General features: G+C 66.4%; 27 protein-coding genes, 1 tRNA gene and 1 pseudogene. 13 read left to right on the top strand and 16 right to left on the bottom strand.

All coding sequences use genetic code 11. The annotated features are described in order from the left end of the window. The first annotated feature begins 3 nt into the window (after positions 1-3). Together RT655_RS07185 and RT655_RS07180 are read left to right on the top strand one after the other, a co-directional pair. Positions 4-2,145, top strand: a complete 2,142-nt coding sequence (locus tag RT655_RS07185; protein ID WP_313535806.1) for a prolyl oligopeptidase family serine peptidase — start codon at positions 4-6, stop codon at positions 2,143-2,145. A gap of 16 nt (positions 2,146-2,161) precedes the next feature. Continuing rightward, positions 2,162-2,638, top strand: coding sequence for a vgr related protein (locus RT655_RS07180; protein WP_313535805.1), 477 nt, complete (start codon positions 2,162-2,164; stop codon positions 2,636-2,638). 3 nt (positions 2,639-2,641) lie between these two features. On the opposite strand, the gene RT655_RS07175 is transcribed toward RT655_RS07180, so the two are convergent. After that, positions 2,642-3,025 carry a VOC family protein gene (locus tag RT655_RS07175; RefSeq protein ID WP_313535803.1) on the bottom strand — a complete coding sequence of 128 codons (384 nt, stop codon included), beginning with the start codon at positions 3,023-3,025 and terminating at the stop codon, positions 2,642-2,644. 14 nt (positions 3,026-3,039) lie between these two features. Beyond that, a complete protein-coding gene (locus tag RT655_RS07170; protein WP_313535801.1) occupies positions 3,040-5,787 on the bottom strand; it encodes a [protein-PII] uridylyltransferase in 2,748 nt (915 codons plus the stop codon). A gap of 254 nt (positions 5,788-6,041) precedes the next feature. Here RT655_RS07170 and RT655_RS07165 point away from each other — a divergent pair, with 254 nt between their 5' ends. From RT655_RS07165 to RT655_RS07150, 4 genes and pseudogenes are all read left to right on the top strand, one after another. After that, positions 6,042-6,509 carry a hypothetical protein gene (locus RT655_RS07165; protein ID WP_313535800.1) on the top strand — a complete coding sequence of 156 codons (468 nt, stop codon included), beginning with the start codon at positions 6,042-6,044 and terminating at the stop codon, positions 6,507-6,509. 79 nt (positions 6,510-6,588) lie between these two features. Then, positions 6,589-7,080 carry a hypothetical protein gene (locus RT655_RS07160; protein WP_313535799.1) on the top strand — a complete coding sequence of 164 codons (492 nt, stop codon included), beginning with the start codon at positions 6,589-6,591 and terminating at the stop codon, positions 7,078-7,080. An 87-nt stretch (positions 7,081-7,167) separates the two neighbouring features. Continuing rightward, positions 7,168-7,578 (top strand): glycine zipper 2TM domain-containing protein, encoded by a 411-nt coding sequence (locus RT655_RS07155; RefSeq protein WP_313535798.1) that lies wholly within the window; start codon positions 7,168-7,170, stop codon positions 7,576-7,578. A 52-nt stretch (positions 7,579-7,630) separates the two neighbouring features. After that, positions 7,631-8,056 (top strand): annotated as a pseudogene (locus RT655_RS07150) (OsmC family protein). Between the two features lie 71 nt (positions 8,057-8,127). Here RT655_RS07150 and rlmB read toward each other — a convergent pair. Beyond that, positions 8,128-8,874 carry a 23S rRNA (guanosine(2251)-2'-O)-methyltransferase RlmB gene (gene rlmB / locus RT655_RS07145; protein ID WP_313535796.1) on the bottom strand — a complete coding sequence of 249 codons (747 nt, stop codon included), beginning with the start codon at positions 8,872-8,874 and terminating at the stop codon, positions 8,128-8,130. Continuing rightward, positions 8,874-10,478: a M20/M25/M40 family metallo-hydrolase gene (locus RT655_RS07140; protein WP_313535794.1), complete on the bottom strand. Its 1,605-nt coding sequence runs from the start codon at positions 10,476-10,478 to the stop codon at positions 8,874-8,876. The genes rlmB and RT655_RS07140 overlap by 1 nt, the downstream gene beginning before the upstream one ends. Positions 10,479-10,599: 121 nt before the next feature. Between RT655_RS07140 and RT655_RS07135 the strand changes: the two genes are divergently transcribed. Continuing rightward, a tRNA-Tyr gene (locus tag RT655_RS07135) sits at positions 10,600-10,686 on the top strand. A 58-nt stretch (positions 10,687-10,744) separates the two neighbouring features. Here the strand turns inward: RT655_RS07135 and RT655_RS07130 are convergent. Next, positions 10,745-10,945 (bottom strand): hypothetical protein, encoded by a 201-nt coding sequence (locus RT655_RS07130; RefSeq protein WP_313535792.1) that lies wholly within the window; start codon positions 10,943-10,945, stop codon positions 10,745-10,747. A gap of 217 nt (positions 10,946-11,162) precedes the next feature. Here RT655_RS07130 and RT655_RS07125 point away from each other — a divergent pair, with 217 nt between their 5' ends. Further along, positions 11,163-11,303, top strand: a complete 141-nt coding sequence (locus RT655_RS07125) for a hypothetical protein (RefSeq protein ID WP_313535791.1) — start codon at positions 11,163-11,165, stop codon at positions 11,301-11,303. On the opposite strand, the gene RT655_RS07120 is transcribed toward RT655_RS07125, so the two are convergent. From RT655_RS07120 to rph, 3 genes are all read right to left on the bottom strand, one after another. After that, the gene (locus RT655_RS07120; RefSeq protein ID WP_313535789.1) at positions 11,266-11,754 is read right to left on the bottom strand and encodes a transcriptional regulator; all 489 of its coding nucleotides are present in this window, start codon (positions 11,752-11,754) and stop codon (positions 11,266-11,268) included. The two genes, RT655_RS07125 and RT655_RS07120, sit on opposite strands and share 38 nt — an antisense overlap. Before the next feature lie 109 nt (positions 11,755-11,863). Next, positions 11,864-12,535 (bottom strand): RdgB/HAM1 family non-canonical purine NTP pyrophosphatase, encoded by a 672-nt coding sequence (rdgB, locus tag RT655_RS07115; RefSeq protein WP_313535787.1) that lies wholly within the window; start codon positions 12,533-12,535, stop codon positions 11,864-11,866. After that, complete coding sequence (rph, locus tag RT655_RS07110) at positions 12,532-13,245, bottom strand: ribonuclease PH (RefSeq protein ID WP_313535786.1); 714 nt, start codon at positions 13,243-13,245, stop codon at positions 12,532-12,534. Before rph ends, rdgB begins: the two co-directional genes overlap by 4 nt. Before the next feature lie 90 nt (positions 13,246-13,335). On the opposite strand from rph, the gene RT655_RS07105 reads away from it, so the two are divergent. The 4 genes from RT655_RS07105 to RT655_RS07090 all read left to right on the top strand — a co-directional run bounded on the left by RT655_RS07105 (position 13,336) and on the right by RT655_RS07090 (position 16,303). Further along, positions 13,336-13,920, top strand: a complete 585-nt coding sequence (locus RT655_RS07105) for a DUF6438 domain-containing protein (RefSeq protein WP_313535785.1) — start codon at positions 13,336-13,338, stop codon at positions 13,918-13,920. Between the two features lie 35 nt (positions 13,921-13,955). Next, on the top strand, positions 13,956-14,999 hold the full coding sequence (hrcA, locus tag RT655_RS07100; RefSeq protein WP_313535784.1) for a heat-inducible transcriptional repressor HrcA: 1,044 nt from the start codon (positions 13,956-13,958) through the stop codon (positions 14,997-14,999). Between the two features lie 15 nt (positions 15,000-15,014). Then, the gene (grpE, locus tag RT655_RS07095) at positions 15,015-15,572 is read left to right on the top strand and encodes a nucleotide exchange factor GrpE (RefSeq protein WP_313535783.1); all 558 of its coding nucleotides are present in this window, start codon (positions 15,015-15,017) and stop codon (positions 15,570-15,572) included. A 287-nt stretch (positions 15,573-15,859) separates the two neighbouring features. Continuing rightward, positions 15,860-16,303 carry a DUF1003 domain-containing protein gene (locus RT655_RS07090; protein WP_313535782.1) on the top strand — a complete coding sequence of 148 codons (444 nt, stop codon included), beginning with the start codon at positions 15,860-15,862 and terminating at the stop codon, positions 16,301-16,303. Between the two features lie 11 nt (positions 16,304-16,314). Here RT655_RS07090 and RT655_RS07085 read toward each other — a convergent pair whose 3' ends face one another. From RT655_RS07085 to uvrA, 8 genes are all read right to left on the bottom strand, one after another. Further along, positions 16,315-16,512, bottom strand: coding sequence for a hypothetical protein (locus RT655_RS07085; protein WP_313535780.1), 198 nt, complete (start codon positions 16,510-16,512; stop codon positions 16,315-16,317). A 71-nt stretch (positions 16,513-16,583) separates the two neighbouring features. Next, on the bottom strand, positions 16,584-16,796 hold the full coding sequence (locus RT655_RS07080) for a cold-shock protein (RefSeq protein ID WP_121074399.1): 213 nt from the start codon (positions 16,794-16,796) through the stop codon (positions 16,584-16,586). A 121-nt stretch (positions 16,797-16,917) separates the two neighbouring features. Then, positions 16,918-18,195, bottom strand: a complete 1,278-nt coding sequence (locus RT655_RS07075) for a hypothetical protein (protein WP_313535777.1) — start codon at positions 18,193-18,195, stop codon at positions 16,918-16,920. 299 nt (positions 18,196-18,494) lie between these two features. Then, positions 18,495-18,890, bottom strand: a complete 396-nt coding sequence (locus tag RT655_RS07070; RefSeq protein ID WP_313535776.1) for a cupin domain-containing protein — start codon at positions 18,888-18,890, stop codon at positions 18,495-18,497. 7 nt (positions 18,891-18,897) lie between these two features. Beyond that, positions 18,898-19,095 (bottom strand): addiction module antitoxin, encoded by a 198-nt coding sequence (locus tag RT655_RS07065; RefSeq protein ID WP_313535774.1) that lies wholly within the window; start codon positions 19,093-19,095, stop codon positions 18,898-18,900. A gap of 179 nt (positions 19,096-19,274) precedes the next feature. Further along, on the bottom strand, positions 19,275-20,117 hold the full coding sequence (locus RT655_RS07060; RefSeq protein WP_313535773.1) for a DUF3037 domain-containing protein: 843 nt from the start codon (positions 20,115-20,117) through the stop codon (positions 19,275-19,277). After that, a complete protein-coding gene (locus RT655_RS07055) occupies positions 20,114-20,848 on the bottom strand; it encodes a HipA family kinase (protein WP_313535772.1) in 735 nt (244 codons plus the stop codon). The genes RT655_RS07060 and RT655_RS07055 overlap by 4 nt, the downstream gene beginning before the upstream one ends. Positions 20,849-21,023: 175 nt before the next feature. After that, entirely contained in the window at positions 21,024-24,020 is a 2,997-nt protein-coding gene (gene uvrA / locus RT655_RS07050) for an excinuclease ABC subunit UvrA (RefSeq protein WP_313535771.1), read from the bottom strand. A 495-nt stretch (positions 24,021-24,515) separates the two neighbouring features. Between uvrA and RT655_RS07045 the strand changes: the two genes are divergently transcribed. Then, positions 24,516-25,055, top strand: a complete 540-nt coding sequence (locus tag RT655_RS07045; RefSeq protein ID WP_313535769.1) for a hypothetical protein — start codon at positions 24,516-24,518, stop codon at positions 25,053-25,055. The last annotated feature ends 16 nt before the right edge of the window (positions 25,056-25,071 follow it).

Below are 25,071 nucleotides of genomic sequence, written 5' to 3'. Positions count from 1 at the left end.
TGAATGCGCCGTGCATTGATCCTGCCGTTACTCTTCGCCAGCCCCGCCTTCGCCCAGACACCCAAGCCGGAGACCACCGCGCCGATGACCAAACTCGCCTATCCCGAAACCCGCCGCGTCGACGTGGTGGACGAACAGTTCGGGGTGAAGGTCGCCGATCCCTATCGCTGGCTGGAAAATGACGTCCGCAATGACAAGGATGTCGCGGCGTGGGTCGAGGCGGAAAACAAGGTCACCGACGCCTATCTGGCGACGCTCCCCGGCCGCGACGCGCTGAAAGGTCGGATCAAGCAGCTGTTCGATTACGAGCGCTTCGGCGTGCCCGAACAGAAGGGCGGCCATTATTTCTACGCGCACAATAGCGGCCTGCAAAACCAGGCGGTGCTGTTCGTTCGTGACGGGCTGAAGGGCGAGGGGCGCGTCGTGATCGACCCCAATGGCTGGTCGAAGGACGGCGCCACCGCGCTTGCCGAATGGCTGCCTAGCGAGGACGGCAAGCTGCTCGCCTACTCCATCCAGGACGGCGGCACCGACTGGCGGACGATCAAGGTGCTCGACGTCGCCACCGGGAAGGAGACGAGCGACACGGTGAGCTGGGCCAAGTTCACCATGGGCGTGGCCTGGGCCAAGGACGGCAGCGGCTTCTTCTACTCGCGCTATCCCGAGCCGCCGGCGGACGCCAAGTTTCAGGCGCTCAACGAGAACCACCGCGTCTATTTTCACAAGCTCGGCACCCAGCAGAGCGCAGATCGGCTGGTCTACGAAACGCCTTCGACGCCCAAGCAGAGCCATTATGCCGGCATCACCGACGATGGCCGCTATCTGGTGATCACCACCAGCGAGGGGACCGACAACAAGAATCTCGTCCACACCGTCGATCTGAAGGATCCCGCCTGGAAGGCGAAGGCCGTCATCGGCAAGCTCGAGCATGACTGGTCGCCGATCGGCAATGTCGGCACCAAGTTCTGGTTCGCGACCGACGACGGCGCCCCGCGCCAGCGGATCGTCACCATCGACCTCGCCGATCCGGCACTGACCCCGCACGAGGTAGTGCCCGAGCAGAAGGAGACGCTGGCCGGCCAGTCGATCGTCGGCGACCGGCTGATCCTCAGCTACATGGTCGATGCCGCCACCGAGGTCCGCCGCTATACGCTGGACGGCAAGGCCGACGGCAAGGTCGCGCTGCCGGGCATCGGCACCGCGAGCGGATTTGGCGGGCATCCGCATGAGGGCGAGACCTTCTTTGCCTTCACCAGCTTCAACTATCCGACGACGATCTTCCGCTACGACGTGAAGACCGGCAAGGCCGAGCCCTGGGCGCAGCCGAAGGTCGCCTTCAACCCGCAGGACTATGCGGTCGAGCAGCGCTTCTACGCCTCGAAGGACGGCACCAAGGTGCCGATGTTCATCGTCCGCAAGAAGAGCGTGACCGGCCCCGCGCCGACGATCCTCTACGGCTATGGCGGGTTCAACATCCCGATCACCCCCGGCTTCTCGGCGGGCCGGCTGGCCTGGCTGGAGCAGGGCGGCGTGTTCGTCGTGGCCAACATCCGCGGCGGCGGCGAGTACGGCAAGGCGTGGCACGACGGTGGCCGGCTCGCCAACAAGCAGAATGTGTTCGACGATTTCATCGGCGCGGGCGAGTTCCTGATCAAGGAGGGCATCACCGGCAAGGGCCAGCTGGCGATCCAAGGCGGCTCAAACGGCGGCCTGCTGGTCGGTGCGGTCACCAACCAGCGCCCGGACCTGTTCGCCGCGGCGCTGCCCGCGGTGGGCGTGATGGACATGACCCGCTTCGATCGGTTCACCGCGGGCCGTTACTGGGTCGACGATTATGGCTATCCGTCGAAGGAAGCGGACTTCAAGCGGCTCTTTGCCTATTCGCCCTATCACAACATCAAGAGCGGCGTGGACTATCCCGCCATCCTGGTGAGCACGGCGGATACCGACGACCGCGTGGTGCCGGGGCACAGCTTCAAATACACGGCAGCGCTGCAGCATGCCCAGATCGGCGACCGCCCGCATCTGATCCGCATCGAGACCCGCGCCGGCCATGGCTCGGGCAAGCCGACCGACAAGGTGATTGAGGAAACCGCCGACCTCTGGGCGTTCGCCGCCAAGTGGACGGGGCTGGCGATCAAGTAAGCAGGGGAGGGCGGCCATGTCCGGCGACGACCCGCGACAGGGCCGCCCCCTCACCGATGCCGAGCGCACACTGGCGCGCGGCATGTTCGGCGATGCGATCAACCTCGATCCGGTGCGGATCTACCGGCGCAAATGGTTTCCCTTCCAGCCCCGCAACGTCACCATGGCGCCGCGCGGGCACCTCCATTTCCACCCGGCGGGCGATGCCTATCGCGACTGCTTCGCCAGCGCGGGGTTGGGGCTGCAGGGGCATCTGATCCACGAGCTGGCGCATGTCTGGCAGCACCAGCAGGGGCTGAACCTGGTGCTGCGGCGGCATCCGTTCTGTCGCTACCATTACAGCATCAAGCCCGGCTGGACGCTGACGCGCTACGGCATCGAGCAGCAGGCGGAGATCGTGCGGCACGTGTTTCTGCTGCGCCAGGGCGCGATGGTTCCGGGGGCGCCGCCGCTAGCGACGCTGGAGAGCATCCTGCCGTTTGGGACGGGGTAGGCCCTACTCCGCTGGCGGCTCCCAAAGCTCGATCGGATTGCCCTCCGGATCGTGGATGCGCGCAAAGCGGCCCGTCTCCGGCGTGTCCCACTCCGCCCGCGTCTCGATCGCCACGCCCGCAGCATTCAGTTGCTCCAGCAGCCCGTCGAGGTCGATCACCCGCAGATTGAGCATCACCTGCTTGTCCGCCGCGTAATAGCTGCTGTCCGCCGGAAAGGGCTGGAACACCACGCCGCCGGGTTCGGGATACCAGAACCACGGGCTGGCCCGGCCGCTGGCATCGGTGCCGCAGCCGCCGCCGACGCCCAGCATTTCCTGGTACCAGCTCTTCAGCCCCTCCGGATCCTGCGCACGAAAGAAATAGCCGCCCAGCCCCACCACCGGCATGTCCGTCCCCCCGATCAGGCGGCCTGGGCGATCTCCTCGCCGGCCGCGGCCTCCAGCAGACGCCGCTCGATCGTCTTGAGTCGCGACGTCGAGCTGATCTTATCTCCGATCAGATCGGTAAGGTAGAAGGTATCGACCGCGCGTTCGCCATAGGTCGCGACATGCGCCGAATGGATCGTCACCTTGGACTGGAACAGCGCATTGGCGAGACTGTAGAGCAGCGCCGGCCGATCGCGCGCATTGACTTCGATAACGGTGAAGCGGTTCGACGCCTTGTTGTCGATGAACACATTGGGTTCGATCGAAAAGGCATCGGCACGCGGTCGCACCGGCGCCTTGGTCTTGAGCCGTTCGGAAAGCCGCGCGCGGTTGGCCAGCGCGTCGGCGATGCCGGTCTTGAGCCGGGTAAGCCGCGCCTCTTCGTCGAACGGCTGGCCGAACGGATCCTGGACGAGGAAATTGTCGAGCGCCATGCCGTCGCGCGTCGTGTGGATACGCGCATCGATGATGTTGCCGCCGGCAACATGGATGGCACCGGCGATGCGGTAGAACAGGCCGGGATGGTCGGCGGCATAGACCGTGACCAGCGTCGCGCCGCGATCGGGATAGACCTGCGCCTCGACATGCAGCGTCGCTTCGCCCGCGGCGGCGACCATCGCGGCGTTGCGCTCCAGCACGTCGCCCGGCTCGGCGATCCAGTAGCTTTCGGTGAAGCGGCGCTTGAACGCCTCGTAGCGCGCCGGGGGCCAGCCGAGCGCGGCGCCCAGTTCGTCCTGCTTGGCGGCGATCCGCTCGGTGCGGCCGCGCTGCTTGTGGCCTAGCCGCAGCACCTCCTCGGCGGCTTCGTACAGCCCGCCGAGCAGCTGGCGCTTCCAGCCGTTCCACACGCCGGGGCCGACGGCGCGGATGTCGACCACGGTCAGCGCCAGCAGCATGCGCAGCCGCTCGGCGCTCTGCACCTGGGCGGTGAAGTCGAGGATGGTCTTGAAGTCGGCCAGGTCGCGCTTGAACGCGGTGGCGGACATCAGCAGGTGCCAGCGCACCAGCCACGCCACCATCTCGGTCTCGCCGGGGGTGAGGCCTAGTCGCGGGCAGAGCCGCTCGGCCACTTCGGCGCCGAGGATCGAATGGTCGCCGCTGCGCCCCTTGGCGATGTCGTGGAGCAGCACCGCCACGTACAGCGCACGCCGCGAGGCGAGCTGGTGGAGGATGCCGCTGGCGAGCGGATGGTCCTCCTTGAGCTGGCCCTTCTCGATCTTGCTGAGCAGCCCGATCGCGCGGATCGAATGCTCGTCCACGGTATAGTGGTGGTACATGTCGAATTGCATCTGCGCGACGACGCGGCCGAAATCGGGCACGAAGCGGCCGAACACGCCTGCCTCGTTCATCCAGCGCAGCACGGTCTCGGGATCGCGCGGCGAGGTCAGCACGTCCAGGAACAGCGCGTTGGCCCGCGGATCGTTGCGGACATCGTCGACCAGCTTGGCGTCGCGCGCGGCGGCACGCATGGCGAGCGGGTGGATCTCCAGCTCGTGCAGGTCGGCCAGCGCGAACAGCTCGACCAGGCGGACGGGGTCTTCGCGGAAGAAGGTGTCACGCGGCAGCGCCAGCCGGCCGCGCTCGAGCACGAAGCCCTTCAGCTTGCGCCGCCCGCGCCACAGCGCCGGGAAGCCGAAGCGGCGGCCGCGCGCGGCGAACTTCTCGTCGAGGTGCGCGAGGAACACGCCGGTGAGGTCGCCGACCACCTTCGCCTGGAGGAAGTAGTAGCGCATGAAGCGCTCGACCTTGGACATGCCCGGCCGATCGGCGAAGCGCATCCGCTCGGCGATCTCGCGCTGGACGTCGAAGGTGAGGCGGTCCTCGGGGCGGTTGGTGATCATGTGGAGCTGGCAGCGCACTGCCCAGAGGAAATTCTCGGCGCGGCGGAACTGGCGATATTCGGTTGGGGTGAGCAGCCCGGCCTCGACGAGTTCGGCCGTCTCGCGGACGTTGTAGGCGAACTTGCCGATCCAGAACAGGGTATGGAGGTCGCGCAGGCCGCCCTTGCCCTCCTTCACATTGGGTTCGACGACATAGCGGCTGTCACCCATCTTCTTGTGGCGGGAGTTGCGCTCTTCCAGCTTGGCGGTGATGAAGCCGCGTGCGCTGTCGGCCTGGATCTCCGCCTTGAAGCGCTTCGCCGCCTCGTCATAAAGATCGGTATCGCCCCACACATAGCGCGCCTCGAGCAGCGCGGTGCAGACGGTGACGTCTGCCTTGGCCTGCCGGACCATCTCGTCGAGCGAGCGCGACGAATGCCCCACCTTCAACCGCATGTCCCACAGCGAATAGAGCATCGATTCGATCACCTGCTCGCTCCAGCCGGTGACCTTCCAGGGAGTGAGGAAGCCGATGTCGATGTCCGAATGCGGCGCCATCTCGCCGCGGCCGTAGCCGCCCACCGCGATCAGCGTCATCCGCTCGGCGGCGGTGGGGTTGGCGTTGGGGTGGAGTCGCTCGACGGTGAAGTCCCAGAGCAGGCGCAGGATCTGATCGGTGAGGAAGGCACCTGCGGCGGCAGCCTCCAGCCCGCGGGAGGGATGTTCGGAAAGGCGACGCGCGATCTCTGCCTGGCCGGCGTCGAGCGCTGCCTTGAGCTCCGCGGCACCAGCCTGCCGCAGCGCCGCGGTGTCGCGGCCCGTCAGCGCGGCGAGACGTTCGGCGACGGCACGGCGATCGATCAGCGCGCGGCGATGGGGTACGGAGGCGAAGCGGGTCGGCATGGGAATGCAGATAGGAGGATTTGGGGGGAAGTTCACGCGGGAAGGGGTGGGGGCACGCATTTCTCTTCTTGAGCCCCTCCCCTTCAGGGGAGGGGGCGGGGGTGGGGCATGACGGATCCGACGATACCTTGCTTGTACGTCATGCCCCACCCCAACCCCCCCCTGAAGGGGAGGGGCTATTGCTTGCTTCATCGTTGGGGAACCAAACACACACCACGCGGGTAGGGCGGGGCAACCTCTTGTGGAGACGCCGCTTGCCCCCGAAGATCTGCTCCATCGTCGCCACGCTGCTCCTCCTGGCGCCGCTTGCCGCCTGCAACAGCCCACAGGCCGCCGACAACACCGCCAGCGCGAACGTCGATGCTCCGGTCGTCGCAACGCCGAGCCCCGTGCCGTCCCCCAGCGCCACGCCGGTGGCGAACGACGAAACCCCGCCACACTCCGCCGCCAAACAGTGCCGCTTCGAGGTCGACGGCAAGACGCTGCTCGATGATCGCTGCCAAGTCTATCCGATGGGCGACGGCGGATACACGCTCAATAGCTGGAGCGCCGGCAAGCCCGTCCAGTCGCATTTTGCCGTGGTCTCGACCCGCGCTGACGGCAAGGCCGATGCGACCTGGAACAAGGATCCCGACGACGACAAGGCGATGGATCCGCTGGGCGTGGTCACGCTGCGGGACGGCTGCTGGGTCAACCAACGCACCCGCATCTGTGCCCGCTGATCGCAACGTCGGCACGCATCGCTCGGAACACGCGTGCATATCGGCCCGTTGACCGTGCCGTAACCGAAAGGAGATTTCGATGGCCACCGCCAGCAAGACGCCCAAGACCCCCACGCCGCGCAAGCGCACGCCCAAGACCGCGACGACGGCTGCTGCCGCCGAGACCAAGGCGGCACCGGCGGTTGCGAAGCCCGCCCCCAAGGCTCGCCCGAAGCGGGCTCCCAAGGCAGCCGCGCCGGCGGAGAGGGTTCAGAAGCGCTCGACGCTGGGCAGGACCGGCATCGCTGCGATCGCCGCCGCGGGGCTGGGCGCAATCGGCGCGATCGCCTTCGGTACGCTGTGGAACCGCCGTGGCACATCCGAGCCGGGCACGGTCCCGACCGACCTGATGGGCGACAGCCACCCCGACGGCAGCCAGCGCGCGATCGAGCAGTTCCGCCCCGATCCCACCGCATCGATCCCGGCCAATGAGCGCGAGGCCTTCGCGCCCGCGCTGGCTGGCGGCTCGGCGCCGACGCTGGTCGCCGGCCAGGCGCACGAGCTTCGCCGCAACGACGCGGCGCCTTCCTGATCCTCCCCGGATCGGCACGGCCGCGCAACCTTCCGCGCGGCCGTGCATTGCCCACGCACTTCTAACAGGGATCAGGAGAGAGACCCGATGCGCATCTTCGCTTTGAGCATGGTCGCCGCGGCGACGTTGGTTTCCGGCTGCGCCGAAGGCGGCTACGGAACCGGCTATGCCGGAGATCGCGGCTACCGCCAATATGATTACAACCGGCCGGACCCTTCGTATAACGGCTATTATGCCGATCGCTACTATCGTGACGATCGCCGTGCGCGCGAGCGCCGCCTTTCGCAGAACGATCGCGTGTATCGCGGTCAGGATGGCCGCTATTATTGCCGCCGCAACGACGGCACGACCGGCCTGATCGTCGGTGGCGTCGCCGGTGGCGTCCTGGGCAACCTGATCGCGCCGGGTGGTTCGGAAGTGCTGGGCACGCTGCTGGGTGCTGCAGCCGGCGGCGTGGCGGGGCGCGCGGTCGATCGCAACAACGTCACGTGCAAATGATAGAATCGGGCCGGGGTCGATTCCCCGGCCTGGCCTTTTCCACGAGCCTGCCATGACGACCCGCACCGCCACTGCCCGCTACACCGGCTTCGGCAAGACCGGAAAAGGCCAGCTGAGCAGCCCGTCGGGCGTGCTCGAGGCAACGCCGTACAGCTTCAACACGCGGTTCGGCGACGAGAAGGGCACAAATCCGGAAGAGCTGATCGCGGCGGCGCACGCCGGCTGCTTCACCATGGCGCTGAGCTTCGCGCTCGCCCAGGCGGGGTTCAGCGACGGTACGCTCGAGACCACCGCGGCGGTGAAGCTGGAGCAGGACGGCGATGGCTTCACGATCACCCGTTCCGACCTGAAGCTGCGCGCCGAAGTGCCCGGGATCAGCGAGGAGTAGTTCGAGGCGCTCGCAAAGCGCGCCGAGGCGAATTGCCCGGTTTCCAAGCTGCTCAAGGCCGAGATCGCCCTGGAGTGGCAACTGGCCTGACCTAATCCCCAAAGGGGGCGGAGAGGGCGGGCGGGTGCCGAGTGCACCCGCCCGTTTTCATAGCAGGCGATTCAGCCGCGCGTGTTCACCGCATAGAGCGCCACGGCCGCGGCGTTCGATACATTCAGGCTCTCCACCTTCGGTGAGATCGGCAGGCGCGCCAGGGTATCGCAATGCGCTTCGGTGTTCTGGCGCATGCCTTCACCTTCGGCCCCCAGCACCAGCGCGATGCGGCCCGCGGTCATCACGTCGGCGAGCGTGTCCTTGGCATGCCCGGTGAGGCCGACACGCCAGAAGCCGGCTTCGGCAATTTCGTCGAGCGCGCGGGCAAGATTCACCACGCGGACCCAAGGCACCTGTTCCAGCGTCCCCGCCGCCGAGCGGGCCAGCGTACCGGTTTCGGGCGGCGCATGCCGATCCTGGGTGACGATGCCGAGCGCGCCGAAGGCCGCGGCCGAACGCAGGATCGCGCCGACATTGTGCGGATCGGTCACCTGATCGAGCACGAGCAATGGCCGCATGTCCTCGGCACCCTGTTCGAGCAGATCGCCGAGCCAGATTTCCTCGAGCGGATCGACCTCGATGACGAGGCCCTGGTGCGGCGCGTCGGCAGGTACCAGCCGGCCCAGATCCGCCACGTCGGCATAGACGATCGGAATGACCGGGGGCAGGTCCAGCGCGGACAGCGCCTCGCGCGTACCCCAGATCTTGCGCACCGTTCGCTCGGGATTGGCAAGGGCCGCAAGCACCGCGTGGCGGCCATAGAAGCGGGGCCGCGAGGCGGAGGCTTGGCTGGGACGATGGCCTCGACGTTTCATCAGTGTGCGGACTCCGGGAAATTGTAGAACTGATCTGCCGGGGTCGGCGCGGTCGCAAGCGGCGCGCGCGGCAGCGGCTGATCGCTGTTGGCGGCGTCGATCAGGAATGCGGCGAGGATGGTTGCGCCCTGGCGCATATCGTCGGCCTTCAGATGATCGAACGTGTCGACGTCCGTATGATGCACCATGGAGCCATAGTCGAGGGGGTCCTGGATGAACTGGAAGGCGGGCACGCCCACCGCGTCGAAGAAGACATGGTCGGTGCTGCCGGTGCGCCGTGCGGAGACCTGGGTGGCGCCCATCGTGTGGAACGGCGCGAACCATTGTTCGAAGATCGGCATCACCGCGGTATTGCCCTGCGCATAGATTCCGCGAATCTTGCCCGAGCCGTTGTCGAGGTTGAAATAGGCGGCCAGCTTGGCGTGGTCAGGCCCCGGCGTGATCGGGAAGGCGCGGCTCCAGGTCATGTAGCGGACGATGCCGCTCGCACCGGGATCGACGGGACGCTTGGCGATGTGCGCCTCGACATAGGCCATCGAGCCGAGCAGGCCCTGCTCTTCGCCCGCCCACAGCGCGAACCGGATCGCGCGCTTGGTCCTGATGCCCGAAGCGCGGATGATGCGTGCGGCTTCCATCACCATCGCGCTGCCGGCGGCGTTGTCGGCCGCACCGTCGCCCATCGCCCAGCTGTCGAGGTGCGCGCCCGCCATCACATAGCCCGCCTTGGGATCGGCGCCGGGGATGTCGGCGAGGATATTGTAGCCCTTGGTATCGCTATCGTCGAAACGGTTGACCGCATCGATCTCCAGCTTCGGCTTGGCACCCATCCTGGCGAGGCGGGCGAGGCGGCGATAATCCTCGGCTGCAATCTCGATTCCGGGGAGGCTCCCCGACTGGCCGACTTGGAATTGGCTGTTCTGGCCATGTACCAGCTTGCCGTTGCGGCTGGACATGATGGCATAGCCGATCGCCCCCTCCGCCTTGAGGAAGGCGTCGCGCTTGCCGGCGAAGGTGTAGCGGGCCGGGTTGACGGGGCGCCCCCCGTCGCCATTGGGCAGGTCGTAGAAGTCCCGCTTGGCGAGTTCCTCGACGCTCCAGCGCTTGAACGGCGCCTCGGTCGGATCCTCGATGTCCTTGGGCTCGGTGACCAGGACGACCTTGCCTGTCAGCTTGCCCTTATACTGGGCGAAGGCGGCCTCGTCGGCCAGCGGGGCGACAACGACCTCGCCGGTGATCGCGCCATTGGTGCCGGGGGTCCAAGGCAGGGGGGCGGCAATCAACTGGAGCGGGCGGGGGGCGACCATGCGTACCGCCAATTTTTCGTTCGACCAGCCGCGGCCGAACTCGAAACCTTCCTTGTGGACATTGACCAGCCCCCATTCGCGGAACTTCGCCTGGGTCCAGTCCTCGGCCTTGCGGATGCCGGGCGAGTTGGTGAGGCGCGCGCCGATCACGTCGGTAAGGTACTGCGCGATTCGCATCACCTCGGAATGGTTGGTGCCCTGATCGATCACGCGGTCGGTGGGGCCGGTCTGGATCGTCTGGGCGGCGATCGGTGCGCTGGCGAGCAGCGCGGCAGTGAGAGCAAGGACGGTGCGACGCATATGGTTTCCCCCCAAAAAGTGAAGCCGGGACGCTATGCGGACAAAAGAGTGCGCACAAGGCGTTGACAGGGGCGATCCGCTTCGGCATTGGGCCCCCTCGCTCGCAAGCGGCGGTCTCCATGGATAGGTGGCCGAGTGGTTAAAGGCAGCAGACTGTAAATCTGCCGGGCTTCGCCCTACGGTGGTTCGAATCCATCCCTATCCACCACCGCCGCTGCGAGCGATCCCCCCTCAGATCGCTGTGATCGCGCACGCGTTATGTGCGGTCAGTGCTTGCCGTATAGGGCCAGCGTCCGGTCACGATATTCGATCAACTGCAGCATATGGTCGAGTTCGCAGATGTGCGGCGCGGGTGCGCCTTCGCGGATCGCCGTCTCGATCTGGTCTAGCAGATGACGCGCGCTGCTGGTGCCATGGGTGAGGTAGATGGCTTCGGCGCGCTCGAGGAGCGTAGAAAGCGGGGTCACAGGCCGTCCTTGCAGCAAAGCATAGTTAATATCCAAAATGGATGTAGCTGTGCAATGCGCGATCGCTTGCGATGGCGTTGACCGACGGACTAGGTGTGTCCCGCGTCGGGATTATTCCTGACTTGTCGCCGCGTAGCCAAAAATCCAATGTGGATATAAAGATACGCGAGTTTTTGAAGCAATGGACGAACGGGGCGCTGGTATCGAGGCGGTGTGCATGCACCTGGTGGACGCGATCGCGCTGCTCGACCTTCTGGGCGAGGATGCGGAGGCGGCCAACATCTCGCTCTCGCTCGAGCGGCTGACGACCAAATACGGGGTTATGGCGTCGTCGGGTGCGCTGCGCGATCCAGGATGAGGTCGAAATAGCGGTCCAGCGCTGCGCCCGTTTTCTCGGTCAATTCCAGATAGGTGAAGCGCCGGTCGGTCGCGAGGCTGCGCTTGTGGATCATGCCGCGCCGGGCAAGCGCGTTGATCCAGCGCAGCGCGGTGGTGGTTGGTACGCCGGAGGCGGTGCACGCCGCCGAGGTCGACACGTCCTTGCCGTCGGCACGGCTTACATAGAGCGTCAGCAGGATGTTGAACGCCGGATCGGCAAACAGATCCTTCGCGACTTCGTGTTCCAGCAGGGTGCGACCCCAGAGAATCATCCGGGCAAGGTGAAGCCGCCCCAGCGAACCGGCTGGCGATTCGCCGGCAGCCATGGGGGCTTCACCGGCGAACTGCGTGAAAAGCCGCTTGATTTCGCTCAGCCGCGCATCGACTTCATCGAATAGTTCGGTGCTGCGCACCCCCAATTGGTCCTCCATCGTCGCCTGTGCTTAGGCAGCGATCGTTACTCGATCAACATATGGACGTCGTTAGGATAGCTTAAACCTTCGATGTCCTGAATAGCGGCCAGTTCGTGTCACGTCCCGCTCAGAACACCGCCTCTACCAACTGGTGAAACGCATCGGCGCGGTGACTCATCGCATGCTTGGCAATTGGATCCATTTCGCCAAACGTTTCCGCATGACCATTGGGCACGAACATCGGATCGTAGCCGAAGCCGTTTGCACCGCGCGGCGGCCAGACGAGTTCACCGTGCACCCGGCCCTCGAACCATTCGACGTGGCCGTCCGGCCAGGCAAGCGCCAGCGCGCAGACGAAATGCGCGGCGCGGCTGATCTCGGGCGGGAGCGCTGCCAGCTTGTCCTCGACCCGCTGCATCGCCAGTCCGAAGTCGCGACCCTCGAACGGCGCGACGGGTTCGAGCCCGTCCATCCCCGGCGCGGCCATACCCCAGCGCGCCGAGTAAATGCCGGGGGCGAGGCCCAGCGCCTCGACGCACAGCCCCGAATCGTCGGCGAGGGCGGGGAGCCCTGACAGGTCTGCCGCCTGCAGCGCCTTGAGCTCGGCATTGGCGACGAAGCTGGTGCCGGTTTCCTCGGGCTCGGGCAGGTCGAGCTCGGCGGCCGAGACCGGCTCGATCCCATAGGGACCGAGCAGTTCGCGGATCTCGCGCACCTTGCCGTCATTGTGGCTGGCGATCACCAGCCGGCCGGGCGCGAGCTTGCGGATCGCCTGCGGGGTCTCGCCTTCGCCGCTCATCCGACCGCCTTCAGCTGGGCGTCGAAGATGCGCGCGCAGCCGATGCGGGCGAGGCGGAGCAGGCGCAGCAGGCCTTCCTCGTCATAGGTCGCGCCCTCGGCGGTGGCCTGTGCCTCGGCGATGTTGCCGTTGGCGAGCAGTACGAAGTTCGCGTCCGCATCCGCCGATGAATCCTCGGGGTAGTCGAGATCGAGCACCGGCGTGCCCTGGTAGATTCCGCAGCTCACCGCCGCCACCTGGGTGGTGATTGGATCGGTGGTGATCGCGCCGTCTGCCATCAGCTTGTTGACCGCGAGCCGCAAAGCCACCCAGGCGCCGGAGATCGCCGCAGTGCGGGTGCCGCCATCGGCCTGGAGCACGTCACAATCGAGCGTGATCTGGCGCTCGCCGAGCAGCTTGAGATCGGTCACGGCGCGCAGCGAGCGGCCGATCAGCCGCTGGATTTCCTGGGTGCGGCCCGACTGCTTGCCCTTGGCCGCTTCGCGCTGGCCGCGGGTATGGGTGGCGCGGGGGAGCATGCCGTACTCGGCCGTCACCCAGCCTTCGCCCTTGCCGCGGAGGAACGGCGGCACGCGCTCTTCGACGCTGGCGGTGACGAGCACGCGGGTGTCGCCGAAGCCGATCAGCACCGATCCTTCGGCGTGGCGGGTGAAGTTCGGCGTGATGGTGATTTCCCGCATTTCGTCGGGGGCGCGGCCGGATGGGCGCATGCGATTCAGTCTCCCTAAAGGTCGAGCCGGGCACCTAGACGGTGGCGGCGCGTTCCGCCAGTCTTGCACGATCAGGGGAGAAAGACACGCATGCGCCTGTTGGTTGCACTGGTTTGCGGCGGAGCGATGCTCGGCGGCTGCATTCCACAGGTGGCGCCGCCCAACAGGCCCGCGCGGCCCGCGCCTGCCAGACCCTCCCGCCCGGCACCACCGCCGCCGCCGGTCAGCGGCGGCGTGCCCGCAGGTCCGTCCGCGCCGATCGTGCGCGGCGAGATGATTCGCTATGCCACCAGCCCGTGCGGCGGGGCGTGCCCGGTCTATTCGGTCACCGTGCGGCCCGACGGAACCGGCACCTTCGAAGGGCAGCGCTTCACCGCGGTGACCGGTGCGCGCGACTTCCGGGTGTCGCCAGCGCAGTACGAAGCGTTCCTCACCCGACTCGCGCCCTATCGCCCGCGCAGCGGCAGTGTCCGCACCGCGCCGGGCACGCCGGCCTGCGGCCAGCATGCCACCGACATGCCGAGCGTCGAGGTGCAGTGGGACGGAAGGGCAGGGCACCGCGCGCTATCCTATTATTTCGGCTGCGACCGCACGCGGAGCCCCGGCGTCGCCGATGCACTGGGATCGGCACCCGATCTGCTGCCGATCGCCGGCCTGATCGGTGCGCGGCCTTGAAGCCGACCCGTCGCACCGCCTAGATAACAGCCACCATGATCACGCCGCCGATCCACGAGCTGACCGACCGCGCGCGCGACGTGTTCCGCATCGTGGTGGAATCCTATCTCGACAACGGCGCGCCGGTAGGTTCGCGGACGATATCGCGCATTTCGGCGCTCAACCTGTCGCCGGCCTCGATCCGCAACGTGATGCAGGACCTGGAGGAACTGGGGTTGCTCGCAGCCCCCCATACCAGCGCCGGCCGCATGCCGACCGAGAGCGGACTGCGGATGTTCGTTGACGGGATGATGCAGGCGAGCGAACCCTCGGTCGAGGAACGCGCGGCGATCGAGGCGCGCGCCGGGGCGGGCGGTCCCGTCGAGGACGCCATCGCCGGCACCACCGCGGCGCTGTCCGGGCTGTCGGCCTGTGCGGGGCTGGTGCTGGTCCCGAAGGCGGAGACGGTGCTGCGCCAGTTCGGCTTCGTGCCGCTGAGCCAGGACCGCGCGCTGGCGGTGCTGGTCGGCGAGGACGGCTCGGTCGAGAACCGGGTCGTAGAATTGCCCGGCGGGGTCGACCCGATGTCGCTGCAGCGCGCTGCCAATTACATGAGCGCCACGCTCGCTGGGCTGACGCTCGCCGAGGCCCGCGGCCGGATCGAGCGCGAGCTCCGCCAGCAACAGGCCGCGCTCGATGCCGCCGCGTCCGATCTGGTCGAGCGCGGCCTTGCGGTGTGGAGCGAGGATAGCGGCCGGCGTCCGGTGCTGATCGTCCGCGGCCAGGCCCGGCTGATCGACACGCACGCCACCGAGGATCTAGACCGCGTCCGCCAGCTGCTCGACGAGCTGGAGGGCAAGGAGGAGATCGCGCGGCTGCTGGACAGCGCCCGGGAAGGCGAGGCGGCGCGGATCTTCATCGGCTCCGAGAACAAGCTGTTCGCGCTTTCCGGCTCGTCGGTGATCGCCAAGCCGGTGCGGTCGCTGGACGGCCGGGTGGTCGGAGTCGTCGGCGTGATCGGGCCGACCCGGTTGAACTATGCCCGCGTCGTGCCCATGGTGGATTTCACGGCGGCCACATTGGCCCGTTTGCTGGCCTGAAGAAAACAGGGAACCATGTCCGAGAACATCGAAAATACCGAACCGACCCAGGGCGAAACGCTGCGGGAAGAAACTGCACAGGCTGCCCCAGAGGTTGCCGAGCAGGACCGTGTCGCCGAACTGGAGGCGCAGCTGGCCGAGGCTAAGCAGGCGCATCTCTACGTCCAGGCCGACATGCAGAACCTCCGCCGCCGCACCGAGAAGGAAGTGGCGGATGCGCGTGCCTATGCGGCGACCGGCTTTGCCCGCGACATCCTCTCCGTCGCCGACAATCTCGGCCGGGCGCTCCAGGCGATCCCCGCCGAGCTGCGCGAGGACGAGAAGATGAAGGGGCTCGTCACCGGCCTCGAGGCCACCGGCCGCGAGCTGGAGGCGATCTTCGGGCGCCACGGCATCTCCAAGGTGGTGGCGCTGGGCGAGACGCTCGACCCCAACAAGCACCAGGCGATGATGGAAATGCCCGTCGCCGACAAGGCGCCCGGCACCGTGGTGCAGGAGATCCAGTCCGGCTACATGATCAAGGACCGGCTGCTGCGCCCCGCGCTCGTCGCCGTCGCCAAGAAGCCCGACTGACCGGCCTTCGCCCCGCTCCGATGCGGAGCGGGGCACCGTCGCTGCCATTCGTCGCATTGCGGCACGCTCCTCCCAATCCCCTTGGTTGACATGCGACCGGGCCGCGCCCATCTGCGGCGCGGTCGTGCGGTTTTGCGCGACTCTTTCGCAACGGATCCGAGAAGGAACCATGCCCATTAACGATCAAAGTAGACTGACCGGACCTGCCCAGGCCGCCGCGCTGATCTGATCGTACTGGTCACCTCACGCGCCGGCCCGGGCGGGCCGGTCGGCAGTGAGGTGACTCCATGAATGCAGCCATTCGTTTCCTGAACGACCTGCGCCGGATCGGTGCGTCGCGGGACCTCAATGCGGTGTTCGACGAACGCCTGACCGTCGGCGAGCGCCTCGCCGATCGGGTCGCGGCGGTCGGCGGCTCCTGGGGGTTCATCATCGGCTTCGGCGTGTTCCTCGCCGCCTGGGCGGTGCTGAACACGGTCGTGCTCGCCGCGCACGCCTTCGACCCGTTCCCGTTTATCTTCCTCAACCTGATGCTGTCGATGCTGGCGGCGCTGCAGGCCCCGATCATCATGATGAGCCAGAACCGCCAGGCGGCGAAGGACCGGCTGGAGGCGCGGCTCGATTACGAAACCAACCTGCGCGCCGAGGCGCAGATCGAGGAGCTGCACGCCAAGATCGACGCGCTCCACGCCGACATTGCCCGCCTCGTCGAGGTCCGGGCGCCGCGCTGATCCGGTCGCCCTCAGAAGGCGACGGCGCGGGCTTCCTTTTCGGCTTCGTTGAGCGCGCGCTGGCTGGCAACCCGCTCGGCGCGCACCGCCATCGCTTCCCAGGCCGCCTGGGAGCGGAGGTGGCGTTCGCGGACATTGTCGAGATCGCAGCCGGCGGCGGCATTGCCGGCTTCGTCGGCACGGGCGCGGAACAGTTCGATTTCGGTCATCGGCGCGGTCTCCACCAGGGGTTCAAACGAAAACGGCGGCCCCGGATGGAGCCGCCGTCTTGGTCTTCAGGTCAGTCTGCCGCCTGGAGGTTGACCGCTGCCATCTTGCCGCGGCGATCCTCTTCCAGTTCGTAGGTCACGCGCTGGTTCTGCTGCAGCGTGATCATGCCGGCGCGCTCCACCGCGGTGATGTGGACGAAGGCGTCGTTGCCGCCGGTATCCGGCGCGATGAAGCCATAGCCCTTGTCGGCGTTGAAGAACTTGACGGTGCCAGTGATGCTCATGGTGTTTTCCTTACATTGTCGGCGCGCCCCGTGCGGGCGGACCTCGCGCTTCAGGGCAGGGATGGAAGGAAAACGGAGCCGCAAAGCACCAGAGACCAACGATTTGCGACTTCAGCCCCCCCTATGTGCGCGCTTGGCCGCCCGATTGCAATGCCGCGCCGCCCGATTGCGCCCGGCCGAGCCCGCCCGACGCCTTGCCGCGCGCCCGTTTCGCCCCGGCCTTGGCGGCTCGTTTCGGCCGCGCCGGCGGCGTCCCGCGTGGCCCCGAATCGCCCCCGACCGCCGCCGCTACCCCAGCGACTCGCCCGTCGACTCGCGCCGGCGCCTCCACCACCTCGATCTCGTCGGCGAAAAAGGCGTCGCGCGCCGCCGCCGCCTCGGCCTGGCGTGCCGCGCGGGCGATGCGGAGCGGCCCCTCGATCGCCTCGCGCTCGCGGTCGCTCAGCTCGCGCGAATAATCGGGATCGCCATATTCCAGCTCCTCCTCGCCGTAGAAATCGTCGTCGGGCGGAAAGCAGGTGCGCCAGTCCTTCCACACATTGCTCCACCAGACCGGCTGGCCATCGGGATTGTCGCCATCGCAAAGTTGCGGAAGTTTAGGCGCGTGCAACTTTTCGTCCTCGGCCGCCGGGGCCTCGGGCGCGAGCACCAGCAGCCCGGCCGCCTCGGCACGCGCCCATTGCTCGGCGCTCCAGCCCGCGCGCTGCGCCGGATCGAGATCGGCGACCGCCACCGCCTCGGCCGCATCGCTGCGCCCGCGCAGCCAGGCATCGGCGCGGGCGAGCGTGCGGACCGGTGCGAGATCGTCCGGCGCCGCGTCGCCCGCATCCCCCGCCAGCCGCCGCGCGAGGAACAGCCCGGCGCGCGCCGCGCCGCCACCCTGTTCCACCAGCGCCAGATATTGCTCGAACTCGGCGGCGGCGAGCCGCGCGGCGGCATGGTCGGCGGGGCCGTGCGCCTCGTCCGCCAGCCGATCGAGCCGGGTCAGCATGTGCATCGCCAGCCGGTTGTCGTGGCGCTGGCGGGTGACGGTGGAGCCGTCGGGTCGGGTGATCGTCTCGACGCTGCCATGCACCGCGCGTTCGAGCAGCGCGTCAGCCAGATGCTCGCGCGCGAGCAGCAGCGCCGCCTGCCAGCCGAGCGCGAACGCCGCCCCGCGCGCCGAGCGGCGCAGCGCATAGGCCGAGGTGACCGACATGCCGAGCGCGAGGCAGGTATTGGTGATGGTGTGCCCCTCCGCCAGCATCTCGAGGAACTTGCGCTGCCGTTCCGCCGTCCAGCCATCGGCGCGCACCGCGCGGACGGGCGTGGGCGCGGGGCCGCGATCGATCAGCGCATCGAGGCAGAACAGATCGTCGCCATCGGGATGGGGCGGGAGGATTTCGGCGAGGTCGGACATGTCGCGTCTCCTGGAAGTCCAAGGCGACTCGCCAGATATGCCGGAACGGGGGCTGTAGGAAAGCGATTTGTTGCGGGTTTGTTCTTTTTGTGGGGAGGTGGGGCAAGGGATGACAAGATGGCGGGGAGGATCGCCGCCCTTCAACGCCGATCGTCCTTCCCGCGAAGGCGGGAATCCGTTTGCCTGTGCGTTTGGCGGAAAGAACCCCGGAATCAGCGCCAATGGATTCCCGCCTTCGCGGGGATGACGACGGGGGTGTGGTGACCTGCCGACACCACCCCCGTCCAGCTGCCCCGCGCTCAGCGCGGCCGGTGGGTGGTGCCGATGCCGGGGGTGATGAAGATCGCGGTGCAGCGCTCGCCCGGCGCGACATCGGCGGTGTGCCAGGTGCCGGCCGGGTTGATCGCATAGTCGCCCGGGGCGAGCGTCACGCGCTCGGTGCTGCCGTCGGCATGTTCCTGGTGGAGCGTGCAGGCGCCCTGGGTGCAGATCACGAGTTCCGCGCCGTGCGGGTGCATCTCCCACGAGTCCCAGCTCTCGGAAAAGGTGAACTGCGAGACCAGCCGGCCCTCGATGCCGTCCGCTTCGTGGCGGGCGGTATAGGCCGCGTACCAGTCGAAGCCGGTGAACTCGGGCTCGACGGTGGCGCTGGCGGCGCGGCCAAGATGGGCGGGGTTGGTGGGGAGGTGGGGCACGAGGGCGTCAGTCCTGCGACTTTTTGTGCCGGTCGAGGCGTGCTTGCACCTGCACCATGACGACTTCGTGCGGGATGCTGGGTCCGGAGGCGTTCAGGCGCTTCTCGATCTTGGCGCGGAACCATGCGTCGTAGGCTTCCGGCGAGGGGGTCGGCCCCGGCGGCGCGTAGTCGGAGTCCGGGAACTCGGAGTCGTCCTCAGGCATGGCCGGAGGATATTGCAAAAGGTAAGGAGTGAAAGAAGGATTTTGCGCGCGCTCGTGTACCGGCCGAAGTGGGCGAGGTTGACGAGGAGGCGGGGCGTGGGTCCACCGGACCACATGGAGTGAGCAAGACGAGGGGCTAATTTGCGCCGCAGAACTCCTCATCTTGCTCGTTAAGTCAACTAATTCCAAAAATGACGTTGTGATGCGTTTCTCGCAAATTCCAAAACGACCGGATTGATCACTCCATCCGATTGTCCTTGCACAACCTCTAAAGGGAGTTCTTCAAGTTCAGCCTTCGCAACTGCGTAGGCTTCCCGGCTAGACTTTTCCGAGCTTGAAGGCGGAGGAGAAAGGGCAAGTAGAACATTATTAGGAGATATCTTCCGCTTGTCTAGAAGATAGCTGAGTCGCTTGGTCCAGTGCGCACCGTAGTCAACGATCGACATTGGGCTCTTTTGATCGAAAGCGAGTGGCTTTATCGCAAAGAGATCGTGGCCCTTGTATCCCAAGGGAAACGATACCGGCACAAGGTCGTCGTCAATCTTTACATTCTTGAACTGGCGCAATCCGTTATGGTGTAGTGCTCTCCGAATATCTCGCGTTAGTGCTACTTCGGGGTCCTCTAGCGGCGTTTCGCGTTTTATGAATCTGGAGTAGAGTCGGTCGACAATTGACTTTACCGTCTCATCAGAGGTGACAGTCCTTGGTTCGCTGAAAAGAATGCTAGATTCTCGCGTGCGGACTAAGGAATGGAAAGCATCTACCGCATTCCATTCCTTCAGGTCTGGCAAATACGCTGAGACTCTTCCGAGCTCTAAGCGCAAGAGATCTATTGCTCCATAATAAGAGCGATATCCCGAGTCATCGAAAAAGTGGCGCAGTCGCGAGAAGCGCTTGGGGGCTAACCGGAAGTCGATTTCATTCCCATAGATGTCAAGGACGATGACGCCAATATTGGCGAACTCTCCAAGCTCCGCATACGGCCTAAACCGAATTACGGAATAACGGAAGTAGCGCTTCATGCCAGCTGCTCCCAAAATTCGGTGCCATCAAAGCGTCTCAGGGAATCGTCAATTCGAATTAACAGCTCTGATTCCCGCTCAACCCATTCATCGGGAAGTTCTACGAATATTTGTGTCAATTTCTGAATGGCATGGGATAATAAATATCTGCACTCTGACAAAAATGCACTTGATTTCTTCATATAAGACCAAGCGTCTCTGCAGGCATGAAATTGAAGCTCGTCGGGATTGTAGTTTGGAGAAAAAGCCAAATTGTGATCTATTACTATCAGTTCATTCGTATCTAGTTTTACGAATAGATTTGGATTGCCTCCATGCTCGCTCAAAGTCCTATCGCCATTCATAACCCAGTGGTCGAAAACGAAGATTTTTGCCAGCAAGGCCGGTGGGTGCATGCCCAATGAGGGCATTGTAATAGGGTCTGCCGCTTCTTGCCACCGAGAAGCGAAATTTGATCCGATATTGAGAGTCGATCGCAAATTAGCGTCTGCGCTGGCATCTGCGAGTTGCCTTGAAAAATCCGCAACGGCGAAATCGGGGATAGGCAATCCCATGAGCTGCCCCAACGAGCCCGCGACCACTTCCGCAATCAAACCAGCCGGTAGGGCCTGCCTACCTTTTACAGCATAAAGCTGGTCGTCTGCTAGATAACAGAGAACTGGTTGAGTCATCCCACTTTCGATCGGACGGACTACCTCTATAATTTCTAAGTGGTCGAGGCGGAAAGTCATCTGCCGAGGCTAGCGATCGCACCATGATCGTTCCAGCTCTAAGTTTGGGTGGCGTCGCCGTGAGCTATTTGGCTGACCTATGAGGTTCGCGCTGCTTGGCGCGCCTGCTCGGCGTGATTTTGAGACATCTTCTTGATGATGCCCCCTCCCCTGAAGGGGAGGGGCTAGCAGCGGATCACTCCGCCGCCACCTTCGCCGTCTTCCCCCGCGGCTTGAGCAACGGCGCCAGATACCGCCCGGTATAGCTGCCCGCCACCTTCGCCACCTGCTCCGGCGTGCCTTCGGCGACGATCTCGCCGCCCTTCACGCCGCCTTCCGGCCCCAGGTCGAGGATCCAGTCGGCGGTCTTGATGACGTCGAGATTGTGCTCGATCACCACCACCGTGTTGCCCTGTTCCACCAGCGCGTGGAGCACTTCCAGCAGCTTGCGGACGTCCTCGAAGTGCAGGCCCGTCGTCGGTTCGTCGAGGATGTACAGCGTCTGCCCGGTGGCGCGGCGCGCCAGTTCCTTGGCGAGCTTCACCCGCTGCGCCTCGCCGCCCGACAGCGTCGTCGCCTGCTGGCCCACCTTTACATAGCCCAGGCCCACTTCGGCGAGCATCGCCATCCGGTCGCGGATCGGCGGCACGGCCTTGAAGAACTCGACCGCGTCTTCCACCGTCATGTCGAGCACGTCGGCGATCGACTTGCCCTTGAACTTCACCTCCAGCGTCTCGCGATTGTAGCGCGCGCCGTGGCACACGTCGCAGGTGACGTAGACGTCGGGGAGGAAGTGCATCTCGATCTTGAGCACGCCGTCGCCCTGGCACGCCTCGCACCGGCCGCCCTTGACGTTGAAGCTGAACCGGCCGGGCTTGTAGCCGCGCGCCTGCGCCTCGGGGAGGCCGGCGAACCAGTCGCGGATGTTGGTGAAGGCGCCGGTATAGGTCGCCGGGTTCGAGCGCGGGGTGCGGCCGATCGGCGACTGGTCGATGTCGATCACCTTGTCGCAGTGTTCGAGGCCGGTGATCTTGTCGTGCTTGCCGGCGAGCACGCGCGCGCCGTTGAGCTGGCGCGCGGCCGAGGCATAGAGCGTGTCGAGCGTGAAGCTGGACTTGCCCGAGCCGGAGACGCCGGTGATGCAGGTGAAGGTGCCGAGCGGGATGCTCGCCGTCACGCCCTTGAGGTTGTTGGCGACGGCGTTGTGCACGGTGATCTTCTTGCCGTTGCCCTTGCGGCGCTTGGCCGGCAGGGGGACCTCGCGGGTGCCGTTGAGGTAATCGGCGGTGACGCTGCCTTCGGTGGCGAGCACCTCGTTGAGCGTGCCCTTGGCGACGATCTCGCCGCCATGGACGCCGGCGCCCGGGCCCATGTCGATCACATAATCAGCGGTGCGGATCGCATCCTCGTCATGCTCGACGACGAGCACGGTGTTGCCGAGGTCGCGGAGGCGCTTGAGGGTGGCGAGCAGCATGTCGTTGTCGCGCTGGTGGAGGCCGATCGAGGGCTCGTCGAGCACGTAGAGCACGCCCGACAGGCCGCTGCCGATCTGGCTGGCGAGGCGGATGCGCTGGCTCTCGCCGCCCGAGAGCGTGCCCGAGGTGCGATCGAGGTTGAGGTAATCGAGCCCGACATTGTTGAGGAAGCCGAGCCGCTCGTCGATCTCCTTGAGAATCGCGCGGGCGATCTCGCGCTGCTGCGGGGTGAGCGTCTCGGGCAGCGCCTGGAAGAAGCCCAGCGCGTCGATCACCGAGAGGTGGGTAGCGAAGGAGATGTCCTGCCCGGCGACCTTCACCGCGCGCGCCTCGGGCTTGAGGCGGGCGCCGCCGCAGACTTCGCAGGGGTGCGACGCCTGATACTTGCCCAACTCCTCGCGCATCCAGGCGCTTTCGGTCTGCAGCATGCGGCGGTTGAGGTTGCCGATCACGCCCTCGAACGGCTTCTTGACATCGTAGCTCTTGCGGCCGTCGACGAAGGTGAGGGTGACCGGCTTCCCGCCGGTGCCGTGGAGGATGGTGTGGCGCACCGTTTCGGGCAGCTCGCCCCAGGGGGTGTCGAGCTTGAAGCCGAACTCGCGGGCGAGGCTGCCCAGCACCTGCATGTAATAGGGCGAGGGCGGGTTGGACTTGGCCCAGGGCACCACCGCGCCCTTCTTGATGCTGAGATCATGGTTGGGGACGACGAGGTCCTCGTCGAACTCAAGCTTCTCGCCGAGGCCGTCGCACGCCGGGCAGGCGCCCTGGGGGGCGTTGAACGAGAACAGCCGCGGCTCGATCTCGGGGATGGTGAAGCCGGAGACCGGACAGGCGAACTTCTCGGAGAAGACGATGCGGTTGTCGGGGATGCCGGTGTTCTTCATCCCCTTCTTCGCCTTGGGGGCCTCGCTCTCCGCAGCGGCGGGATCGGCGCCCTCGATCTGGAACGCCTGGGGCGCCTCGCGTACCGCATTGCCCTGCAGCGCCTCGACCGTGGTATCCACCAGGTCGACATAGGCCAGCCCCTCGGCCAGCTTGAGCGCGGTCTCGAAGCTTTCGGCCAGCCGCGTCGCGATGTCGCCACCGACTACCAGGCGATCGACCACCACCTCAATGTCGTGCTTGAACTTCTTGTCGAGCGCCGGGGCTTCCTCGATCAGGTACATCTCGCCGTCGATGCGGACGCGGCTGAAGCCGGCCTTCTGCCACTCGGCGAGCTCCTTGCGATACTCGCCCTTGCGCCCGCGCACGACGGGGGCGAGCAGCAGCAGCCGGGTGCCCTCGGGCAGCGCCAGCACGCGGTCGACCATCTGGCTCACCGTCTGCGCGCTGATCGGCAGGCCGGTGGCGGGGGAGTAGGGCACGCCCACCCGCGCCCACAGCAGGCGCATATAGTCGTAGATCTCGGTGACCGTCGCCACCGTCGAGCGCGGGTTGCGGCTGGTGGTCTTCTGCTCGATCGAGATGGCGGGACTGAGGCCCTCGATATGCTCGACATTGGGCTTCTGCATCAGCTCGAGGAACTGGCGCGCATAGGCCGAGAGCGACTCGACATAGCGGCGCTGCCCCTCGGCATAGATGGTGTCGAAGGCGAGGCTCGACTTGCCCGAGCCCGACAGCCCGGTGATCACCGTCAGCGTGTCGCGGGGAATGTCGATGTCGACGCCCTTGAGATTATGCTCGCGCGCGCCGCGGACGGAGATCGTGGTGAGTGCCATAGGGGAGGGTTCTATCTTTGTTCTGAATGGTTTTCCAGAGCCGAGATAGGAAGCGCAACCGCGCTCCGCTACCTGCCCTGTGGCGCGTGCGCGCCGCCGCGCCGATCGCGGCGTGAATCACCCGATCGGCCGGCGCGCCCGCTCGGTTGCGACCGCCCTGACGCCCGCGGTTCGTTGCTGGGGCGTGACGGCGGTCACATGGCGGCATGTCCACGGCGTGGCAGAAGCCCCGCAGCGCCGCAGCCATGGGCTCGCGGCGCACCAGGTCTCCCAGGGCGCCGCAATTCGGGGGAAGCGCGGCGCCCCTGCGGGCGGGCATGTTCAGGCCGGGGGGACTGGACATGCCCGCCCGCGTCACGCGCCGCGCCCGCGCGTGGGGGCGTGGCGGATGCGAGGGCGACGCGGTATTGCGCGACAGGCTGGTTCCGGCCCGCCCCCTTCGCTAAGGCGGGCATCCGCCCGCGACGCCCGCGGGCCCAGGAGCAAGCCAACATCATGGGGACGGATACGCCGGTTGCGATCGATGAGACCGTGCTGGCCTTTTGCGCGCGGATCGCGCCCGGGTTGCCGGAATATGTCGCGGTAGAGCCGGGCGAGGGCGCGCGCATCGCCTATTGCTTTAGCAATGCCGCCGAGCAGGTGGCCCGGGCCGGGGGCGAGATCGCCTATGGCTGGATCATCTGGCACTGGCCGGGACGCTATTTCGAGGCCGAGCATCACGGCCTGTGGCGTGCGCCCGCCGGCCGGCTGCGCGACGTGACGCCGATGCTCCACGGCCAGCGCCGCATCCTGTTCCTGCACGATCCCGCGGCGGTGTTCGACGATCGGAACTATCGGCCCAATATCCTGGGTGCCGAGCCGAACAACGCCGTCGCCGCAGACTATGTGGCGCTTGCCGAGCAGCGCAGCGCGATCCTGAATGCCTATGGCGAGCCCGGCGTGGACCACCGCCTCACGCCCGAAGATCAGGCGCGGCTGGATGCGATCACGCCACGCTGGATGGCGCTATATGCAGCGCTGGAACGCGGGGACTGAGCCGCGGCGCACCGCC

The organism is Sphingomonas sp. (assembly GCF_032114135.1).
Lineage (GTDB): Bacteria > Pseudomonadota > Alphaproteobacteria > Sphingomonadales > Sphingomonadaceae > Sphingomonas.
The sequence above is the reverse complement of the archived record's forward strand: the minus strand, read 5'-3'. Positions and strand labels throughout refer to the sequence as shown.

Excerpts from the sequence above, each read along its gene's own strand:
- RT655_RS07125 (WP_313535791.1), top strand. The coding sequence starts at position 11,163 with ATGCACCTGGTGGACGCGATCGCGCTGCTCGACCTTCTGGGCGAGGAT.
- RT655_RS07160 (WP_313535799.1), top strand. The coding sequence starts at position 6,589 with ATGGCCACCGCCAGCAAGACGCCCAAGACCCCCACGCCGCGCAAGCGC.
- RT655_RS07155 (WP_313535798.1), top strand. The coding sequence starts at position 7,168 with ATGCGCATCTTCGCTTTGAGCATGGTCGCCGCGGCGACGTTGGTTTCC.
- RT655_RS07120 (WP_313535789.1), bottom strand. The coding sequence starts at position 11,754 with ATGGAGGACCAATTGGGGGTGCGCAGCACCGAACTATTCGATGAAGTC.
- RT655_RS07185 (WP_313535806.1), top strand. The coding sequence starts at position 4 with ATGCGCCGTGCATTGATCCTGCCGTTACTCTTCGCCAGCCCCGCCTTC.
- RT655_RS07045 (WP_313535769.1), top strand. The coding sequence starts at position 24,516 with ATGGGGACGGATACGCCGGTTGCGATCGATGAGACCGTGCTGGCCTTT.
- rph (WP_313535786.1), bottom strand. The coding sequence starts at position 13,245 with ATGCGCCCATCCGGCCGCGCCCCCGACGAAATGCGGGAAATCACCATC.
- hrcA (WP_313535784.1), top strand. The coding sequence starts at position 13,956 with ATGATCACGCCGCCGATCCACGAGCTGACCGACCGCGCGCGCGACGTG.
- uvrA (WP_313535771.1), bottom strand. The coding sequence starts at position 24,020 with ATGGCACTCACCACGATCTCCGTCCGCGGCGCGCGCGAGCATAATCTC.
- rlmB (WP_313535796.1), bottom strand. The coding sequence starts at position 8,874 with ATGAAACGTCGAGGCCATCGTCCCAGCCAAGCCTCCGCCTCGCGGCCC.
- RT655_RS07175 (WP_313535803.1), bottom strand. The coding sequence starts at position 3,025 with ATGCCGGTGGTGGGGCTGGGCGGCTATTTCTTTCGTGCGCAGGATCCG.
- RT655_RS07055 (WP_313535772.1), bottom strand. The coding sequence starts at position 20,848 with ATGACTTTCCGCCTCGACCACTTAGAAATTATAGAGGTAGTCCGTCCG.
- RT655_RS07180 (WP_313535805.1), top strand. The coding sequence starts at position 2,162 with ATGTCCGGCGACGACCCGCGACAGGGCCGCCCCCTCACCGATGCCGAG.
- RT655_RS07090 (WP_313535782.1), top strand. The coding sequence starts at position 15,860 with ATGAATGCAGCCATTCGTTTCCTGAACGACCTGCGCCGGATCGGTGCG.
- RT655_RS07060 (WP_313535773.1), bottom strand. The coding sequence starts at position 20,117 with ATGAAGCGCTACTTCCGTTATTCCGTAATTCGGTTTAGGCCGTATGCG.
- RT655_RS07105 (WP_313535785.1), top strand. The coding sequence starts at position 13,336 with ATGCGCCTGTTGGTTGCACTGGTTTGCGGCGGAGCGATGCTCGGCGGC.
- RT655_RS07065 (WP_313535774.1), bottom strand. The coding sequence starts at position 19,095 with ATGCCTGAGGACGACTCCGAGTTCCCGGACTCCGACTACGCGCCGCCG.
- RT655_RS07085 (WP_313535780.1), bottom strand. The coding sequence starts at position 16,512 with ATGACCGAAATCGAACTGTTCCGCGCCCGTGCCGACGAAGCCGGCAAT.
- grpE (WP_313535783.1), top strand. The coding sequence starts at position 15,015 with ATGTCCGAGAACATCGAAAATACCGAACCGACCCAGGGCGAAACGCTG.
- RT655_RS07170 (WP_313535801.1), bottom strand. The coding sequence starts at position 5,787 with ATGCCGACCCGCTTCGCCTCCGTACCCCATCGCCGCGCGCTGATCGAT.
- RT655_RS07140 (WP_313535794.1), bottom strand. The coding sequence starts at position 10,478 with ATGCGTCGCACCGTCCTTGCTCTCACTGCCGCGCTGCTCGCCAGCGCA.
- RT655_RS07075 (WP_313535777.1), bottom strand. The coding sequence starts at position 18,195 with ATGTCCGACCTCGCCGAAATCCTCCCGCCCCATCCCGATGGCGACGAT.
- rdgB (WP_313535787.1), bottom strand. The coding sequence starts at position 12,535 with ATGAGCGGCGAAGGCGAGACCCCGCAGGCGATCCGCAAGCTCGCGCCC.
- RT655_RS07080 (WP_121074399.1), bottom strand. The coding sequence starts at position 16,796 with ATGAGCATCACTGGCACCGTCAAGTTCTTCAACGCCGACAAGGGCTAT.